Origin of the sequence: Streptomyces coeruleorubidus, assembly GCF_008705135.1 — a bacterium.
GTDB classification, from domain to species: domain Bacteria; phylum Actinomycetota; class Actinomycetes; order Streptomycetales; family Streptomycetaceae; genus Streptomyces; species Streptomyces coeruleofuscus.
Map to the genome: position 1 here is coordinate 7,725,192 of NZ_CP023694.1, position 17,922 is coordinate 7,743,113.

The 17,922-nt window shown below is 67.4% G+C and carries 14 protein-coding genes; 10 read left to right on the forward strand and 4 right to left on the reverse strand.

The window, feature by feature from the left end; genetic code table 11:
- Positions 1-3: 3 nt before the first annotated feature.
- A complete protein-coding gene (locus CP976_RS35590; RefSeq protein ID WP_150484016.1) occupies positions 4-1,035 on the reverse strand; it encodes a nucleotidyltransferase family protein in 1,032 nt (343 codons plus the stop codon).
- Positions 1,036-1,407: 372 nt separating this feature from the next.
- Between CP976_RS35590 and CP976_RS35595 the strand changes: the two genes are divergently transcribed.
- The 7 genes from CP976_RS35595 (at position 1,408) to CP976_RS35630 (ending at position 11,779) form a co-directional block, all read left to right on the forward strand.
- Positions 1,408-1,779, forward strand: a complete 372-nt coding sequence (locus tag CP976_RS35595) for a helix-turn-helix domain-containing protein (protein ID WP_229876698.1) — start codon at positions 1,408-1,410, stop codon at positions 1,777-1,779.
- 11 nt (positions 1,780-1,790) lie between these two features.
- Entirely contained in the window at positions 1,791-2,345 is a 555-nt protein-coding gene (locus tag CP976_RS35600; protein ID WP_150484017.1) for an ImmA/IrrE family metallo-endopeptidase, read from the forward strand.
- Positions 2,346-3,804: 1,459 nt separating this feature from the next.
- Complete coding sequence (locus CP976_RS35610; RefSeq protein ID WP_099918297.1) at positions 3,805-4,068, forward strand: helix-turn-helix transcriptional regulator; 264 nt, start codon at positions 3,805-3,807, stop codon at positions 4,066-4,068.
- A 159-nt stretch (positions 4,069-4,227) separates the two neighbouring features.
- The gene (locus CP976_RS43965; protein WP_229876697.1) at positions 4,228-5,112 is read left to right on the forward strand and encodes a DUF6083 domain-containing protein; all 885 of its coding nucleotides are present in this window, start codon (positions 4,228-4,230) and stop codon (positions 5,110-5,112) included.
- A gap of 194 nt (positions 5,113-5,306) precedes the next feature.
- Complete coding sequence (locus CP976_RS35620; protein WP_229876694.1) at positions 5,307-5,639, forward strand: hypothetical protein; 333 nt, start codon at positions 5,307-5,309, stop codon at positions 5,637-5,639.
- Between the two features lie 24 nt (positions 5,640-5,663).
- Positions 5,664-7,133, forward strand: a complete 1,470-nt coding sequence (locus CP976_RS35625; protein WP_150484019.1) for a UvrD-helicase domain-containing protein — start codon at positions 5,664-5,666, stop codon at positions 7,131-7,133.
- Between the two features lie 1,472 nt (positions 7,134-8,605).
- A complete protein-coding gene (locus CP976_RS35630; protein WP_229876692.1) occupies positions 8,606-11,779 on the forward strand; it encodes an alpha-L-rhamnosidase-related protein in 3,174 nt (1,057 codons plus the stop codon).
- Positions 11,780-12,922: 1,143 nt separating this feature from the next.
- Here the strand turns inward: CP976_RS35630 and CP976_RS35635 are convergent.
- Positions 12,923-13,882, reverse strand: a complete 960-nt coding sequence (locus tag CP976_RS35635) for a hypothetical protein (RefSeq protein ID WP_150484021.1) — start codon at positions 13,880-13,882, stop codon at positions 12,923-12,925.
- A 498-nt stretch (positions 13,883-14,380) separates the two neighbouring features.
- Between CP976_RS35635 and CP976_RS35640 the strand changes: the two genes are divergently transcribed.
- Positions 14,381-14,821 carry a hypothetical protein gene (locus tag CP976_RS35640; protein ID WP_150484022.1) on the forward strand — a complete coding sequence of 147 codons (441 nt, stop codon included), beginning with the start codon at positions 14,381-14,383 and terminating at the stop codon, positions 14,819-14,821.
- Positions 14,822-15,057: 236 nt separating this feature from the next.
- On the opposite strand, the gene CP976_RS35645 is transcribed toward CP976_RS35640, so the two are convergent.
- Positions 15,058-15,732: a Rossmann-fold NAD(P)-binding domain-containing protein gene (locus CP976_RS35645; protein ID WP_150484023.1), complete on the reverse strand. Its 675-nt coding sequence runs from the start codon at positions 15,730-15,732 to the stop codon at positions 15,058-15,060.
- Positions 15,733-15,784: 52 nt separating this feature from the next.
- Positions 15,785-16,708 carry an SDR family NAD(P)-dependent oxidoreductase gene (locus CP976_RS35650; RefSeq protein ID WP_150484024.1) on the reverse strand — a complete coding sequence of 308 codons (924 nt, stop codon included), beginning with the start codon at positions 16,706-16,708 and terminating at the stop codon, positions 15,785-15,787.
- A gap of 91 nt (positions 16,709-16,799) precedes the next feature.
- On the opposite strand from CP976_RS35650, the gene CP976_RS35655 reads away from it, so the two are divergent.
- On the forward strand, positions 16,800-17,369 hold the full coding sequence (locus CP976_RS35655; protein WP_150484025.1) for a TetR/AcrR family transcriptional regulator: 570 nt from the start codon (positions 16,800-16,802) through the stop codon (positions 17,367-17,369).
- A gap of 70 nt (positions 17,370-17,439) precedes the next feature.
- On the forward strand, positions 17,440-17,820 hold the full coding sequence (locus CP976_RS35660) for a hypothetical protein (RefSeq protein ID WP_190147077.1): 381 nt from the start codon (positions 17,440-17,442) through the stop codon (positions 17,818-17,820).
- The last annotated feature ends 102 nt before the right edge of the window (positions 17,821-17,922 follow it).

The following is a 17,922-nucleotide window of genomic DNA, read 5'->3' on the forward strand; positions in this document are numbered from 1 at the left end:
GTATCAGTCTCCCCAGGCCCGGGGCATGGTCGGCGTGACGAGCCGGGTGGCGAGCCCGAGTCCCGATGCGGCCGTACCGCCCGCGAGGACGGTCTGTGCGAGGCGCCTGGCCTCCTCCTGCGTGCCGTCCGCGTTCGCCACGAGCTCCGGAAGGACCTGGTGCAGCGCGTGCTGCGCGCTGCGTGGGCGCCTGGCCTTCTCGTGCTCGATCGCGAGGTCGATGTACTCCTTGGCGGTGCGCAGCCGCTTGCGCACCTCGCGGCGCGGCATGTTGAGTGGGATCGGGCCGGCCACACCGGCCGGGTCGGGCGTCGGGCCCTTGTCGATCTCGTCCGCCGCGCACGTGAAGAAGACCTGCAGCGCGTTGATCAGCGGCATGGGCTCGTCGAGGCAGTCGAGGCACAGGGCTTTGATGTTCCAGCTGCACATGGGCTTGCTGTGCGTGCAGTTCCAGTGCTTCAGGAGCCGGACCGTACGCGCGAAGACGACCTTCGTGTCCTCGATGGCCTGGAGCACCATCCGGGTGTGGGTGATCGGGTCGGCGCGGTCCCATTGGTCTGCGATCTTGGTGTTCGGGATGTACAGCCCGCGGCCCGAGGGGTGCGGGAGCGCGGTCATCACGTCCGCCGTGAAGTCGGCCTGTCCCGGCGTGACCGGGTCGCCGAAGCGTACGAGCACGGCGCGGCGGCGGCCCTCGACCTCGATGGTGAGCTTGTCGAACTCGTCGTCGAGGTCCTCGTGGATCACCTCGCGAACCTTCTCCATGAGGTCCAGGGCGCTCTTCTTGTCCGGGCCGTACGGCTTGGCGTCCTGATTGGTGAGGACGACGCCGAGGTCCACGTCGGTGAGGGGGGTGTTGGCGTCGCCGTGGGCGACGCTGCCGTTGTAGTAGGTGGTGGAGCCGGGGAAAGCCCGGCGTGCGGACGCGGCCAGTAGCTGGCGGCGGCGCTTGGCCTCGGCGAGTTCCTCGTCGGTCACCTGGATCTTGCGGCGCCCCTCCTCGAGGAGCTGCGCAAGGTTCTCTTTGCGAACCATCGATACCTCCTTGCACGCTGGGAGACGAGACTTCGGCCTCCCACCAGCGCGAGACGTTCCTACTTTTCGCGGCGGACACCCTTGAACGGCATGCTCCCTGTCTTCCCGTCCATGAAGCGGCCGTTCTCACCTCGCTTTGTCCACGTGGCGGTCCGGGGATTGAGGACCTGGCTCCGCCGGGAGAGACTGCCGCGACGGAATCCCTTGCCAGTGTTCGTAGCCATATGGCCACCACCCTTCGTCGTTGAGGCCCAGTCGATTGCAAGATCGACATCAGTACCGATCTTGCAATCAGGAGTGTAAGGAGTGCGGTTCGACTTTCGCAAGCGGTACCTGATGTGTAACCATGCGCGGGAGAGAGAGGAGGAGATCGTGAACGAGCGGATTGCAGCAGGACGGTTTGATGCGGTCGCGTTTCACACAGCCCTGGATCGCACGCGTCAGGAGCGCAGCCTTCTCTGGAAAGACGTGGCCCAGCAGGCAGGTGTCAGTGCCTCGACGCTGACGAGATTGGCTCAGGGGCGGCGGCCCGACGTGGACGGGCTCGCGGCTCTTGTCACATGGGCCAATCTGAGCGCGGATGATTTTGTTCGCCGGACCGACGAACCGCGCAGTCAAGACACATTGACCAAAGTGGCTACGCATCTGCGGGGCGATCGCAACCTCACTCCTGAGGCCGCTGAAGCCCTCGAAGCTCTGATCACCGTCGCCTACAACCAGTTGGTGACCGATCAGCCGGAGTAGGGGAGCTCCCTATGTCGTTGCGTCATGGCTTCAAGGCTGAAGCCAACCGCTTGGCGGTGCAGATGCGGAGGGAGTTGGGGCTCCATCCCGCCGCACCGCTTGCGCCTGCGCAACTCGCTGAACACTTGGCGATCCCCATCAAGACCTTCAGCTCGGCAATCGCGCATGACGCTCGCCTTGAGCGACTGCTCACGACCGAGCGGGAATCCTTGAGTGCCCTGACCGTGCACGCAGGACCACGCCGCGAGATCTGGGTGAACGACTCCCATGATCCGGGACGCCAGAACAGTTCAGCCGATCATGAGATCGCCCATGCGCTCTTGATGCATCCACCCGGCCCGGCGCTTGACGTTCTCGGTTGTCGGCACTGGGACGGTGAGATCGAAGGGGAAGCGGATTGGCTGGCGGGAAATCTCCTCATCACCAACGAGGCGGCGTGGTCCATCGCCAGGAAGGGGATCAGCCCTGAGATGGCGATGGTCGAATACGGAGTCAGCAGGAGCATGCTGACCTGGCGCATGAATATGAGCGGTGCTAACGCCCGTCGGGGGCGATCGGCTAGTTGAAACGCTCTCTCCACCCGTCTGCAGTCGCTGATCGTCCATCCGAGCATCTGGGTGGCGAGGTGGCGTCCTGAGGCCTTGGGGGGCAGTGCACCTGGGGAGGGCGCCTGATGCCGCAGTCGCCTGCCGCGAGCCTTGGACGAAAGCCGACGGGCTCTCCCCGGCGTCCTTGAGCCGCCGCACTATGTGGTGTGGTCCGATGGCAATGCTTTTTCCTCGGGCGGCCCAAGCTGCGGATCAGACGGGCCCGAGCGTTTCAGTTGGCGTCCTCGATGGTGGGATAGGGACGCAGCGCGTTAGGGCCCAGCCTCCATGACACTTCTCCTGTGTCCAGTACCGCTTGCCAGTTCAGGAGAACCCCTGCGGTTACCAACTGCTCCAGTAGCGAGGGAAGAGCCGCAGCAGGCACCCCGCACTCTCGCGCCACATGCTCCGCCTCCGCCGCATGGTGATCGCTAGTACGAGCAGTGCGGACGACGAGTGACAGGGCGGCAAGTCGTAGCAGCGGAGTAGAGGCGTGAGCAGGACAGGCGCCGCGCAACGCCCAGTCGGCGGCGCGGAGCCGGTCGGGCCGCGCCGGGTGCTGGGTGAGCAGACCGGCGTCGAGGAGCTGAACTGCCACTGCTCGACGGGTAGTTGGGTATGTGCGCATCAGTCCTGTCTGGTCGAGTTCGCGCCAGGCGCTTACGGCAGACTCGAGGCGAAGGCTCCGTAGCACCCCGTAGGGCAGCCTGACTTGAGCCGAGTCGTTCATGCGTAGTGCGCACTGAAGGGCGATCATGCGGGCGTCAGCTCCAATTTCCCCGGGCAAGGCTGTGGCCAGATAGGTGAGCATCTCGCGCACCCGGGTCTGACTGTCTGGTCCTCTTGGGCATCGTCGGCGTCGAGCGCGCGTCTGTCCGGATGGTGTAGTCGTGCTGAGCAGGGTTGTTTCAGGGACAACAGCGGCCTGAGAAGTGGCCGCCGCACACGCTGTACAGGCGTCGGAGAGGCGCCAGCGGCGTCCGCCGCGTTCACGGACGAGGAGGAGTCGGATCGGGCCGTTGCACCCGCGGTGGCGGGGATGCTGGCGACAGCCTCGCTCGTGGCACTGGCAGATCCGCAGGTGTGCAGGGAGAGGCTCTTGACGAGCGTGAGCGGCCAGGTGGGCCAAGAGGTCGGCTCGAGCGGTGGAGCCGACGAGCGGCCGCCCACCGTACGGGCACTGTCGGCACACGAGGAACGGCCCGCCGGGCTGCGGGCGCAGTTCGACTGTCCAGGTGCGCCGGACTCCCGGACGTGCGAAGCAGAGCCTCATGGCGCGCGTCTTTCTCCCGTCGTTCACTGCGCCGGCTCTCTGCCGGACTGGAGTCAGGCGCACACGCTAGTGCAGACCTCTGCCCTTCGCTCTCGTTCCTGACGAGCCGAAATAGGGCAGAGGTCTGCACTGACAGGGGAGGTGTCTGCACCTTCCGATGGGTGGGTGACGATCTTCCCGCCCGACCCGGACTTCGAGGCTCTGCGTCTGGAGCTGGCCCGGCTGCGCGCGGAGCGGGGATGGACCTACGACGAGCTTGCCGCCCGCAGTGGCCTGGCCAGAAGGACCCTCATCGAGATCGAGCAGGGCCGCACGATCGGCACCCTCAAGTCATGGCACGCGCTCGCTCACGCACTGGGCACGCCGCTCGATGAACTCTTCGGCGCCCTATGTCACGGGCATGAACCCCCGCAACCGATGAGCGGCTAACGAGCCATCTGGGGTCTGCCGACTGTTCAGTCGATCGAGCATCTCAATGCGAACACCTGAGCGTTAATTCAAACGTGTGTTGCGCTTGATGGGGCTGTTCGGTGGACGTCTACGGCCCGGGCGTCGCTCAACGGCGTGTGGGCTGGCACCTTCGCCCCCATGCGCCTCTCACCCGTACCCCGACGCCGGGACAGCAGCTTGGCCCCTGCCCACCCGCGACGCTCACTGTGCGTCGATCCTGACAGCCCCACCAGGCTTCTGCGTTGTGCCCAACGCGACCGCTGCCGCGAATGCGGCAATCCCGTCGAGTGGTACCAGCGAGTCCGGGACCGCCCCGTCCGCCTGCACCCCCAGGAGTTGTCCGCGGCCGCGGTGCCCGCCCACCACCGCTGGCACGTCAGCTCCGGCCTTGCGTATTCCTCCGGGGACGGCAGCGCCTGGTGCCGACTACCCCACGCCAGCATCTGCCCGGCCCGCAACGCCGACACCGTTGCAGCCCCCGAACTGACGAGGCTCCGTCGGGCGTTGGCCGTGAACACACGTCGCCTGGTGGACGCTGGAAGCTTCACACCAGCGGCACCCGGGGACCCAGCGTCCCGGCAGTCAGAGGCCCCCTGCCGACCCGCCAGACCCGTCGTCCAGATCCTGTTCGTCCGATACCTCGCCGCACGCCCTCTGGATGAGATCCAGTGCGTGGCCCAGACCCGACGACGTGACCGATGCACCTTCAGGATGCTCGCCTCCGACGGCCCGGCGGGTGTCTGGAGACTGGTTCCCGCAACGGCAACCCAAGGACAGCTGGCTCTGCCCGCCGAGGTGATGGCCGTGTATGACCTGAGCTCTGTGCCGTACGCCGAACAGGTTCGCTGGCGAACGCAGCGCTGTCCTGAGCACGCGGCCACGCCCACAGCTGCGGACTTGGCCCTGACGGACTGGGAACCCTTCGACCCGCTCGTCCATCATGCCTACGTACACCGACGCCTCCCCACCCGCAGCCGTCGGCCGCATCCTGGCGGCGGTGCGCAGAAAGCGGTCCGGCGATGAGAAGACAGCACGCCGTAGAGATCATCCTGACCAGGCCGGTAACCTCGGCCGAGCTGCACAGAGCCTGTCGAAGGGTGCCGCTGGCGACGAACACGGACCGCACCCGCCTGATGGCCGTGCACGGGGCAAAGTCACCGGGACGCGCGCTGCGATCCCTCCGCAACGAACTCGATCGGCTCCTGCCCATCGACGTCTTGACGACCCACTACCCCGACACCGCGGGCCAGGTCCTGCTCAACGTCGCGTTCACCCGCGCCATGCGCTCTGTACTCGACCAGGCCGCAGCAGCTCGGGGGCAGAGGCCCGCAGATTTTCTCGCCCGAGCCGTCGTGGAAGCAGTTGAACGGGCAGCACGGACTCGCACCCGGCAACTGACCGTGCAGCTGCAAGACCTCCTCCCCGAGCACACTCCCGAAGACGTCCTCGCCTGCGCGGCACGCGTCCTGCTCGACCACCGGCGCCCACCGTCGGGTCCCTCGGGTGTCGCCGACGACCAGCGCCGAAGCGCCGCGCACACGACCCCCTGACCCCTCAACACCGCGGAGCTGTTGTTGCATACGCCCACAGACGAACAGACCCATGCCGTCGACACCTTCCGGGACGGCCACCACTTGGTGCTGCAAGCCGGCGCCGGTACCGGCAAGACCAGCACACTGGCTCTGCTGGCCGCCACTACTGGACGCCGAGGCCGCTACCTGGCGTTCAACAAGGACATTGCCGACGCCGCCGCCAGCCGGTTCCCGCGCTCCGTGCAGTGCAGGACGGCTCACGCCACGGCGTACGCAGCCGTCGGCCACCGGTTCGCTCGTCGGCTCAGCAGCCCGCGCCAACCCGCCTGGCGGATCGGGCACGCCCTGGGCATCGGATCACCCGTCCGTATCGGTGATCACGAGATCAGCCACCGGACCCTGTCCCACACGGTGCTGCGCACCGTCACCCGCTTCTGCCAGTCCGCCGACAAAACCCCGGCTCCCCACCACGTGCCAGCTCTGCGCAGGCTGGTCACGCCGAACGAGCGTGCTCAACTCGCTGACGTCGTCATGCCGTTCGTCGGAAAGGCTTGGAAGGACCTACAGGATCCTGAAGACGGCGTAGTCCGCTTCGAGCACGACCACTACCTGAAGATGTGGGCACTGACCGAGCCGAAGATCGAAGCCGACTTCCTCCTCCTCGACGAGGCTCAGGACACCAACCCTGTCCTGGAGCAGGTCTTTGCCGCCCAACGTGGGCACGCCCAGCTGGTCATGGTCGGCGACTCCGCCCAAGCCATCTACGGGTGGCGCGGGGCCCGGGACGTGATGACAGGCTTCGACGCCACCCACCTCACCTTGACCTGCTCCTTCCGCTTCGGCCCGCTCCTCGCCGAACAAGCCAACCGGTGGCTCGCGTTCACCGACGCACCGATCCGGCTGACAGGTTCCGACACCATTCCAACGAAGGTCGGCCTGGTCGCAAGCCCAGACGCGGTGCTGTGCCGCACCAATATCGGCGCCATGACTGAGGTCATGAGACTGCTGGAGGCGGGCCGCCGGGTGGCGCTCACTCGGGGCGGACAGACACTCATCGCATTGGCGCTCGCCGCCCGAGACCTCAAAGACGGCCGACGCACATCCCACCCCGAACTGGTTCTCTTCGCCTCCTGGGGCGAGTTGCAGGAGTACGCGGAATTCGATCCCGCCGGCCGAGATCTCCAGCCGTTCGTCGAACTCGTCGACACCCACGGACCCGATGCCATCATCGCCGCTGTTGACGCTCTGACCGACGAAGACAAGGCCGAGGTCACGGTCTCCACCGCTCACAAGGCAAAAGGCCGCGAGTGGCCCGGGGTCAGAATCTCCGACGACTTTCCTCCGCCGCCGGACAGCGGCCAACTAGACCATAACGGCTGCCCAATCCCGGAACCAGTTAGCGAAACAGACGCCCGCCTCGCCTACGTCGCCGTCACTCGCGCCCGTCACCAACTGGACCTCGGGGGCCTCGCATGGATCGAGAGCCAACCAGCTCCCGCTGGTAGAGGCTGACAAACCGACGTATTGGCGGACCCGCAATTCAGATGGAGGGCTCCACGCGGTTGCCACCAGCAAGCAGGAATCCATCTCCGTACAGAACCCGGCGTACAGCCCGACTCGTCTGCCGCTTCACTTTTCTGCTGGTCAGAGGCCATGTTTGCTAGCTGAATAAACCCTCGGGGTCGAATCCGGGGCGAATTCAACCGCAGGTATCGTCGTTTCTGTCTGTTGCCCATGTGGCATAACCGGACATTTAGGGTGCCAAATGCGGTCCTAGGTCGCTCTGCAGCAGACATCTCGGATTCTGATGCGTCGGAAGTACATATGCGAGGTGTCCTCATGTCGACCTGCTCTGGCTGAATTTGAGCACCGATGGTGCGTCCTCTGGTGAGCCGTGCCTGGGCCGGGAAGAGTGGCATTGCTCGCTCGGCATATCGAGACAGCCGTCGATGGTGCCTTCAGGGGGGCGTTGGGATACGCCGGACTGCTCCCCAGTACGGCGGGGAAGGGGCTGCGCCTCCCGCTTCGGCCCGCTCCTTGCCGAATGAACTCACCGGTGGGTTGCGTTCACCGACGCACCGACGCACCGACGCACCGACGCACCGACTCGGCTGACCGGCGTCGACACTATTTTGACGAAGGTCGGTCTCGTCAGTGTTCGGGCGAAGTGATGTTCTGCACCAACAGTGGTGCCATGGTCGAGGTCATGAGGCAGTCGGAAGCCGGGTGTCGAGTGGCTCTGACTCGAGGTGGAGCGCACACTCACACGGGCGTTCGTCGTCGGAGACCGGAAGGGCGGTCGGTGCGCCTCCGGTCCTGAACTGGGTCTCTTTGCCTCATGGGAGAGTTGCAGGACTGTGCGGAGTGCGACCCCCGCCGGCCGAGATCTCCAGCCGTTCGTAGAGCTTGTCGACAACGGGTGGCCCCGTAGCGATCGCTCCCGTCGTCGGCCGTTGACTGACGATAAGCCCGAGGTTGCGGTCTCCGAATCACGCTTGATGATCAATCCGACCGGCTTGGTTCATCGATCGTGTGCCGTTCAGCTGGCTGAAAACTCTGACATCCGGAGATCTGAAGCGCATGCCGCCGCGGGGAGCCCTGTCGCTCCCCGCGGCGGCATGACCCCTCCTAGGTGCAAACACATGTTGCGGGAGTGTTGACACCCCGTGGCGAGAGCGTCGAGTATCTCGCCTACGAACACCCGATTGAATCGATTCAGTTCGTTTGGGTGCCGTTCAGCGCCGGATGCCGCCCCCTTCACACTGCACTCCGCACAGCGAAAGCAGGAGCCCACGATGAACCATGTATCGCGCCGGTCCGCCCTGCGCTCGGCCATAGCCGTGGCTCTCACGCCCACTCTGGGTTCCCTTGCCCTTCCGGGGCTCGCGTCCACGGCGTCCGCAGCGGTTTCCTGGTCGGCGAGGTGGATCTGGGCGCCGTCCAGCGCGACGAACCAGTGGGTGGCGTTTCGTAGATCGTTCACCTTGGGTTCGGCTCCGTCGAAGGCGGTCACACAGATCGCCGCGGACTCGAAGTACTGGCTGTGGGTGAACGGCACGCTGGTGGTGTTCGAGGGTGGGCTCAAGCGGGGCCCCAACCGTACGGACACCTACTACGACGAGATCGACCTCGCCCCGTACCTGCAGGCCGGTGGCAACACGGTCGCGCTGCTGGTGTGGTACTTCGGCAAGCAGGGCTTCTCGCACCACAGCAGTGGCAAGGGTGGGTTGCTGTTCCAGTCGGACATCACGACCGGCTCCACCGGGAGCCGGCTCGTCAGCGACACCAGTTGGAAGCACATCGTTCACCCGGGCTACTCGAACAACACGAGCGGAACACAGGTCAACTTCCGGCTGCCGGAGTCGAACGTCTACTACGACGCCCGCAACGCAACGGGTATGGCCGGCTGGCAGTCCCCCGGGTTCGACGACAGTGGCTGGACGGCACCGACCGACTTCGGCGCCACGGGTGCGGCACCTTGGAACGCCCTGGTCGAGCGGCCGATCCCGCAGTTCCGCTACTCCGGTCTGAAGTCCTACACCAACGCCGCGTCCCTGCCGAGCACCGGGCGGGGTTCCACCGCGATCTCGGGCACCCTGCCGTCCAACCTCCAAGTGACCCCGTACCTGAAGGTGGACGCCCCGGCCGGGGCGGTGATCGGCATCCAGACCGACCACTACGACGACGGAGCGGGCCTGGTGGGCATCGAGCCCGGAACGCAGTACAACATGCGCGCCACCTACGTCTGCTCCGGCGGAGTCCAGGAGTTCGAGTCGCTGGCCTGGATGAGCGGGACGGCCGTGCGGTACACGATCCCGGCGGGCGTGACGATCCTGGAGCTGAAATACCGCGAGTCCGGCTACGACACTGACTTCGCCGGGTCCTTCAGCAGTAGCGATCCCTTTCTCGACACCCTGTGGACCAAGGCAGCCCGCACCATGTACGTCAACATGCGGGACAACTACATGGACTGCCCCACCCGCGAGCGGGCCCAGTGGTGGGGCGATGTGGTCAACCAGCTGAAGGAAGGCTTCTACACCTTCGACACCCGCTCCCACGCGCTGGGCAAGAAGGCCATCGCCCAGCTGACCTCCTGGCAGGAGTCCGGCGGGGTGCTGTACTCCCCGATCCCCACGAGCATCTGGACCAACGAACTGCCTGTCCAGATGCTCGCCTCGGTGTGGTCGTTCTGGACGTATTACCTCTACACCGGCAACGCGGATGCCGTCACGGGCGCCTATCCGGCGGTGAAGAAGTATCTGAACCTGTGGAGCCTGGACGCCGACGGCCTGGTCAACCACCGTGCCGGGGACTGGGACTGGGAGGACTGGGGCTCCGACATCGATGCCCGCGTCCTGGACAACTGCTGGTACTACCTGGCCCTGGACACCGCCGCAAAGCTCGCCGACCTCAGCGGTAACAGCGGCGATGTCGCCGGATGGAAGGCCCAGCGCGACAGCATCAAGGCCAACTTCGACCGCGTCCTGTGGAACTCCGCGCGGAACGAGTATCGCTCACCCGGCTACACCCGCGACACCGACGACCGCGCCAACGGCCTCGCCGTCGTCGCGGGCCTGGCCCCCGCTTCCCGGTACCGGGCGATCACCGAGGTGCTGCGCACCCATCTCAACGCCAGCCCCTACATGGAGTTCTACGTCCTGGAGGCCTTGTATCTGATGGGCGCGGCCACGGTCGCCGAGGAGCGGATGCGTAACCGCTTCGCCGCCCAGGTCGCCGACCCCGCCTGCCACACGCTGTGGGAGCTGTGGACCAAGGCGGACGGTACCGACAACCACGCCTGGAACGGCGGCCCGCTGTACGCCCTGTCCGCCTACGCCGCCGGTGTCCGCCCGACCAAGCCGGGCTGGCAGACATACGAGGTGATCCCGCAGACCGGCACCCTCACAAAGATCAACACCGTGACGTCCACCGTCGAGGGTGACATCCGCTTCGGTATCAGCCGCGACGGAACAAAGGTGACGCTGACCCTCACCTCCCCGAGCGGAACGACTGCGCGAGTGGGCGTGCCCACCTACGGCGGAGGTCAGCCGGTCATCAAGGCGAACGACACCACCGTCTTCACCGGCGGTTCGCCCACCGGCAGTGTCGGCGGACTGAGCTACGACGGCAAGGACTCCTCGTACGTGTACTTGGTCGTTCAGCCTGGCACATGGACTTTCACTGCGACCGGCGTGGGCCGTCTCGACAACCTCGCCCTGGGCCGGCCGGTCACCAGCAACAACAGCCTGGAGAACAGCAACTGGGGCCGCAGCCGCCTGACCGACGGCACGCTTACCAGCGTGACCGGCGCCAAGGGCTACACCAGTAACGACTTCGCCTCCGCCGACGTCAGTGCCACCCCCGTCTGGGTGGAGGTCGATCTCGGCACCGACACCGACCTCGACGCCGTACGCCTCTTCCCTCGCACCGACACTCCCGCCGCCGGCGGCGGCACGGCGGGCTTCCCCGTCGACTTCACCATCCAGACCCGGCCCGACGGATCCAGCACCTACACCACCGTCCGCACCGTCACCGGGCAGGCGAACCCCGACGGGCTGGTGCAGACGTACGGCTTCAAGACCAGCACCGCCCGCTACGTCCGCCTGCAGGCCACGCGCCTGGGTACGCCCGCCTCCGATGAGACGACCAAGTACCGCCTCCAGTTGGCCGAGCTCACCATCCCCACCGCCGGGACCACCGTCACCGCCAACTACACGCTGGAGAACGGTGACTGGGGGAAGACCCGGGTCCTGGACGGCACCACCACCAGCGTGGCCGGCGCCAAGGGTTTCACCAGCATCGACTTCGCCTCCGTCGACGTCAGTGACACCCCCGTGTGGATCGAGATCGACCTCGGCGCCGACCGGGCCATCGGCTCTGTCACCCTTCACCCGCGCACCGACGTCGGCGGGGCCGGCGGCGGCTCGGCGGGCTTCCCCGTCGACTTCACCTTCCAGACCCGCACCGACGGCGGCACCACGTACACCACTGCCCGCACCATCACCGGTGAGCCCAACCCGAACGGAGCCGCTCAGACCTACGTCCTCACCTCCGCCAACGGCCGCTACCTGCGCCTGCGCGCAACCAGGTTTGGCAGGCCCGCCTCCGACGAGACCAGCAAGTACCGCCTGCAGTTGGCGGAGATCCGCATCAAGTAACACGCCCTCCCCGCCAGGCCTGAGCGTGCCCGCTCCGCACCCCACGGCGGGAGTGTCATGAATCAGATGTGAGCCTCCACGTAGGTGTCCACCTGATAAGAACGACGACGGATCACCTGATCGGGACGGGGAGCGGCGTGTCGCTTGCCGGTGTCGCCGAGGGCGTCGAGGGTGCGGACGTGAAATCGATGCCGGTATCCGCGAATGGGCAGTCCAGCGAGCTGCTGGAAGAACTGGCCGCGCTGGCGGCCGAAAGGACCGCCGAGGACGGACTGAGGCTGATGGGGCGAGGGAGGGGTCCTGCAGCGCCTGATGCAGGCCGCCCCCCTTCGAGGCGAGACGGACCTACACCTGGCCGCGGAGGCCGGGTCGGCGGGCGTGGGTCGCGCTCGGGTGGCAACACACGCAACGGCTAGGCCGACGATTATGAGGGCGCACATGCCGAAGGAGTGGACGGTCAGCCTCGCGAGCCAACGACCAGCTCCAGGACGCTTCGGGATCTCCCGCCAGCGGCAGGACGCGGGTGGGAGCGCTCGATGTCGTGGCTCTCACACACCCGAGCCGTGCACGGTCAGGCTGGTGGCCTCGGCGGGTGGCTGGCCCCGTGACCGGTGTCTCGCGCTGTCCAGGTCCGTGAAGGCATAGCCGGTGGTCGCGGTAGGCACCAGGCGTCCGCCGCATCGATGAGCGTGACCGTGCGCCGTCCAGCAGTTGGCCCGCGGCACCGGCGCTCGGAGCGCGAGGAGCTGGGCCTCGGCGTCCTCGTATCCCTGCGATTCGCGGGTTCCCGGATGTGTTCCCACTTCAACCCGCGCGCGAGCGGCGACATTTGTAGGCTTGGCGCGCGAGTTCGCCGCTTAGGCAGTCAGGCAATTTGTGCGCTCGTCCACGTGTCGGCGTGTTTCGGCGCCGGGGTCCGAGACGCTGGCCTCGGGACGTCGGCGCCGGGCACATCACAGCCGCCGCGGCGTCGGCGCCGCCTTCGCGGTCGCGGCCCTGGCGGAGTGCCGTGCGCGCTGTGTAGACGTTCGATCTGGCTCGGTCAGCGGGTGGCGTGAGCCGCCAAAGCCTGTTCCACGTAGGACAGTTCCATTGTGTGCTCGGCCGTCTTCCAGTAGAGGTCGAGGATTCCGGGCTGCGGTGTTACGAACGAGGACGGCGCCCATGCCCCGTCGGGACGCTGCCGTCGTACGGACCACTCGCCCATCCTCGCCACCCATGGGAGATGTCCACCGTCCGGGTCGGCGGAGAGCATGGCGGCGCCCCAGCCGAACTTGCAGATCTGCACCGACGTCGGGTCGCCGTACTGCTCCTCGGCGCCGCTGGCCCTAAGGGCGAGGTAGTCGCGGCCGAGTTGGAGCGCGGACGGGTCGCTGTTCTGCTGTGCGTATCCGGCGAGGAATGCGGCGGCGATGCCGGGGTGGAAGTACGCCTGCCGGGGGACTGGAAGTCGACCACTCGTTGGAAGGCCGTCTCCGGCGGGAAGTCGGTGACCAGGGTGTGGCCGCGACGGCCGGTGAACAGGCGCTTGGGCAGTTCGGGTTGCTCGGCGAGGTTGCGCTTGAGCCACCGGTGGACGCCGCCAGCCGTGTGACGGTCGCCGGTGACCAGCGCGGAGAAACCCAGCTGGGCGGTCTTGAGGTTGTCCTCCAGCGGATCCTCCGCGAAGTCGCGCAGGTCGTAGGCTCCGCCGGTGTCGGGGTTCTGGAAGCGACGCAGTGTGGTGTCGATCGCGGTCGCGGTGTCGTAGCGGGCGAGCAGCCAGGCGCAGATCGCCAGGGCGGACAGGTGGTAGACCGGGCTGCTGCCGCCGGGGACGTCGTGCGGGCCGGGGCGGAGGTCGCCTTCGTCGGTGAGGGCCTCGCGTTCCGCCCAGCCCATCATCGCCGCGGCGGCCTCCGGGGCTCCGCCGACGCACAGCGCCCAGGGGGCGCGCCACCACGAGTTGGCCGTCTCGGCGCCTTCGGGGCGGCCGTCGTCGGCGATACGGTCCCGCAGCCAGGTCACCCCTTTGGCCCGTGCCTGGCTGATCCGGGCCAGCAGGTCGGGGGTGGTGTCGGTCGGCCAGGGCGCGGGGTCCTTCTCTGACGTGAGAGGGGTCATGGTGTCTTCTCCACGGTGGTTGCGGGGGAGGGAGCACGGTCAGGTCGTGGAACGGTTCTCGGCTCGGCAGACCTCGTCGACCAGTTCGGACCCTTGAGCCGTCCGCCGGAGTTGGGTGCCGAGGTAGTGGCCGGCGGGACCACGGATCGGCGCGGCGCAGGTCGGACGAGAGGGATGCGGGCAAGATCCTCGGGTGAAGGTCTCCCAGTCGGAGCCGATGCGCTGCACCTCCTCCCCGGAGGCGACCACCCAGTACCCGTCGTGGCGTTCGGTCCGGGCGATCGGGTTGCCGATCGCGTGGAAGCGAGCGGCGAGTTCCTTCCAGGTGTCGCGACAGGCGGGTGAGTTTGTGATCGAACTCGATGATCGGCCTGCCGGTAACCGACCGTCGGACGAGGTCGTCGGTGGCACTTATGCCGCACGGGCCGTTCGGTACGGGGACGTCATCGGGAGGTGACGGCTGAGGCCTTGTTGATCACTTCGTCGAGGATCGCGACGATGGCGTCGCCGAACCCGATCGGGTCGTCGCAGGGGGCGAAGTGCCCGAGCCCTTCGGCCTTGACGAACTTGGCGCCCAGGATGAACTTTCTCGACGGCCGGGCCGCCGTTCACGTCGTCGTCGCTGGCGGGGTCGTACTCGCCGGTGACGACGTAGACGGGCTTCGCCTGGGCGTCGATCTTGTGCAGGGGGATGGGGCCGTGGCCTTCGCCGAAGCTCTGCGTGTGCGGTACCCGGACCTCGACGAGTTGGACGCCAAGGTGTGGAGCTCCACGACAATGGCCCTGATCCGTCTCTTCCAGCGCAACGCCACCGCTGCGGGGCTCAGCTACGCGGACGCCGCTCGGGGTGTCTTCGATCGGCTCGGCGCCCTGACGCAGGCCTCCTCGGTGCGTCAGGGCGCCGCTGGTTCGAACCGGTCGGGCAACGCTGGCTACTGATTCCCACCGGCATTGTTAACTGGTACCGGTGACAGGCGGTGAGGGTTTCAGGCGAGTGCGATCACGGCCGCCGGTGCCGTGACCTCGAAGGTGCGAGGCGTCCGATGGACGGGCCGGGGGTCGGCCACACGAGCGAGCGGGACCCCTGCAGACGACTCGGGCCGAACCGGTCACCGACCTCAGTTCAACGGCCCCGCACCCGCTGCGAGTAGTCGCGGCGCGCGTGTCCTTGGCGGTCATGGCGTTGCGGCTGCGGCTGCTTCGTTGATGTCGGCCGGGGTCAGGACGCGGCGCCTCCCGCCGCTACGGGCCGTCTGGATCATGGCCCGGCCCAGCTGCACACTGGTGGTGACGTAGCGCGGCGCGATGCGCCGCAGCACCGGGTACAGCGGAGTGAGCAGCCGGTACATCAGGACGTGGACCCTGGCCTTCGCCTTGGTACCCGGCAGGGGCAGGACGAACGCAGGGCGGAACATGTGGGCCCGCGGTGACAGCTCCAGCAGGGCGTTCTCCGTCTCGCCCTTCACACGCGCCCACATCATGCGGCTCTTGCCGGTCCTGTCGGTGCCGACGCCGGAGACGTAAGCGAAGGCGAGGCCGGGGCTGACGGCCAGCAGGGCGCGGGCGGCGGCGAGCGGGTAATCGTAGGAGACGACCCGGTAGTCGGCCTGGCTCATGCCGATGGCCGAGGTGCCCAGGCAGTAGAAGCAGGCGTCGTAGCCGGTCAGCCGGTCTTGGACGGTGGTGAAGTCGGTGAAGTCCTCGTGGCGGAGCTCGTGGAGCTTGGGGTGGGTGCGGTCGGTGGGGGTGCGGCCGACGACGAGGACGTCGGTGACCTCCTCGTCACGTAGGCAGGCTTCCAGAGCCCCCTGGCCAACCACGCCGGTGGCCCCGAAGATGATGATGCGCACGGTGATCCTGTTCTGTCATACGGCTTGGTCGGCCGGATCGCGGGTGGAGGTCTCAGACGGGGAACGTGACGTCGGTGAGCTGCTGGGACACGGCCCACAGGCGCTGCTGGACGGCGGTGTCGTGGGACTTCTTGCTGGAGGTGACCACCTTGGGGTATCCGCGGGTTTCGCCCCTGCCGTCGGGCCCGTAGTACTGGCCGCCGGTGACGGCGGGATCGGTGGCCGCCCTCAGGGTGGGCAGCGCTCCCATGGAGGCCGGCTGGCTGAACAGGGGGTTGAGCAGGTCTGCTCCCTTGCGCATCAGGCCGCTCAGGTTCTGCGAGAGTTCGGTGTCCGCGGTGCCGGGATGTGCGGCGGCGGCGATGGTGCTGTGGTGCGGGGCGAGGCGGCGCTGGAGTTCGTAGGTGAACATCAGGTTGGCCAGCTTGGACTGCCCGTAGGCGACAAGCCGGTTGTAGGAGCGGTCGAACTGCAGGTCGTCGAAGTGGATGTCGGCCCGGATGCGGTGGCCGACGCTGCTGACGGTGACCACCCGGGAGCCGGGCACGGGCAGCATCAGGTCCAGCAACAGTCCGGTGAGCGCGAAGTGCCCGAGGTGGTTGACCCCGAACTGCAAGTCGAACCCGTCCTCGGTCTTCTGCCGGGGCGTGTAACACACGCCCGCGTTGTTGATGAGCAGGTCGATCTTCGGGTGCGTGGTGTGCAGCTCATCGGCGGCCGCGCGTACCGACTTGAGGCTGGCGAGGTCCAGGCGCTGGAGGCTGAGCTTGGCGCCCGGGGCGCTTTCCCTGATGCGGGCGAGGGCCTCGCTGCCCTTGTCGAGGTTGCGCACGGCGAGGACGACGTGCGCGCCGTGCTCGGCCAGGGCCCGCGCGGTCTGCAGCCCGATGCCGCTGTTGGCGCCGGTGACGACGGCGACCCTGCCGTCCTGGGCGGGGATGTTCTGTTCGGTCCATCGGTCGGTCGTGCTGGCCATGATGATCAACCTCCATAACGTGAATGGTGCTTCATGTTGTATGGTGAAGTATCATTCATCTTTCGTCAAATGATGCCGGAGGGCCGCCCTCATGACCTCACCCCGACCGCTGCGTGCCGACGCGGCGCGCAACCGCGCCCGGATCATGACGGCGGCGCATGAGCAGATCACCGAGCACGGGCCCGAGGTGTCGATGGAGCAGATCGCCGCTGCCGCGGGCGTCGCGGTGGGCACCCTGTACAAGCACTTCCCGAACAAGAACGACCTGGTCGCATCCGTGGTCGCCGCCTCGTTCGAAACGCTCGCCGATGACGCCGAAGAGTGCCTGCGACGCGAGGTCCAGGGTTCACCCGCCATGGCGGAGCTCACCGGCTTCCTCAGCCGTGTGATGGACACCGTCGCCCGCAATCGCGCCGTCAAAGCAGCCGCTTACGCGCTCAGCGCCGACCACACCACCCACCCCGCCATGCAGGCCGTGGAAACCCGCGTCACCCAGGCCCTCGGCGGGCTCATCCGCAGCGCACAGGCTCAGGGCGCCCTGCGCGCCGACTTCACCCTCGACGACCTGTACCTGATGCTCTCCAGCCTCCCCGCCGACCAGCCGCCCACCGCCCGCACCCGATGGCTCGCCCTCCTGCTCACCGGCCTCACCGCACGCTGACCGACCGTGCGGCAGGAGCGCACAGCCCTGTGCGCCTCTGCGGTCCGACGACGGCGACGCGCTCCGGCAGGTGCTTCGCCAGCTCCACGGCCACTCCGGCATCCCCGTCCTGTTCGGCGGACAGGTGGAGAACACACGGCTGAGCCTGTCGCAGTTCATCGGTGTGCGGACGGCGGGTCTGCGCGGCCTCAGGGTGCGCGCCGAGGCCGGGCTGGGCGGCCGGGTTCTCACCACGGGGCGGCCGACCAAGGTGACCGACTACAGGTCGGCCCGCTCGATCACGCACGACTACGACCGCCCCCGTGCTGAGGGAGGGGATCCGCTCCGTCGTAGCCGTGCCCGTCGTGGTGTCCGGTGCGGTGCGCGCGGTGCTCTACGGGGGCCAGTCGACCGCCGCTCCCCGGCGGGCGAAGTCCAGGGCGTGTTCCCGGTCCTCGGCCGGCGCCCGTGATCGCGACAACACGATCGGTGAAGGTGATCTGGGACATGGATGCTTCTGGGTCTGTCTTGGCGCCGGAGGACCGGTGTGATGGTGCTGACCTGCCGGCCGGGT

Coding starts and splice junctions, on each gene's coding strand:
- CP976_RS35590 (WP_150484016.1), bottom strand. CDS start 1,035: ATGGTTCGCAAAGAGAACCTTGCGCAGCTCCTCGAGGAGGGGCGCCGC.
- CP976_RS35600 (WP_150484017.1), top strand. CDS start 1,791: ATGTCGTTGCGTCATGGCTTCAAGGCTGAAGCCAACCGCTTGGCGGTG.
- CP976_RS43965 (WP_229876697.1), top strand. CDS start 4,228: ATGCGCCTCTCACCCGTACCCCGACGCCGGGACAGCAGCTTGGCCCCT.
- CP976_RS35635 (WP_150484021.1), bottom strand. CDS start 13,882: ATGACCCCTCTCACGTCAGAGAAGGACCCCGCGCCCTGGCCGACCGAC.
- CP976_RS35640 (WP_150484022.1), top strand. CDS start 14,381: ATGGCGTCGCCGAACCCGATCGGGTCGTCGCAGGGGGCGAAGTGCCCG.
- CP976_RS35650 (WP_150484024.1), bottom strand. CDS start 16,708: ATGGCCAGCACGACCGACCGATGGACCGAACAGAACATCCCCGCCCAG.
- CP976_RS35655 (WP_150484025.1), top strand. CDS start 16,800: ATGACCTCACCCCGACCGCTGCGTGCCGACGCGGCGCGCAACCGCGCC.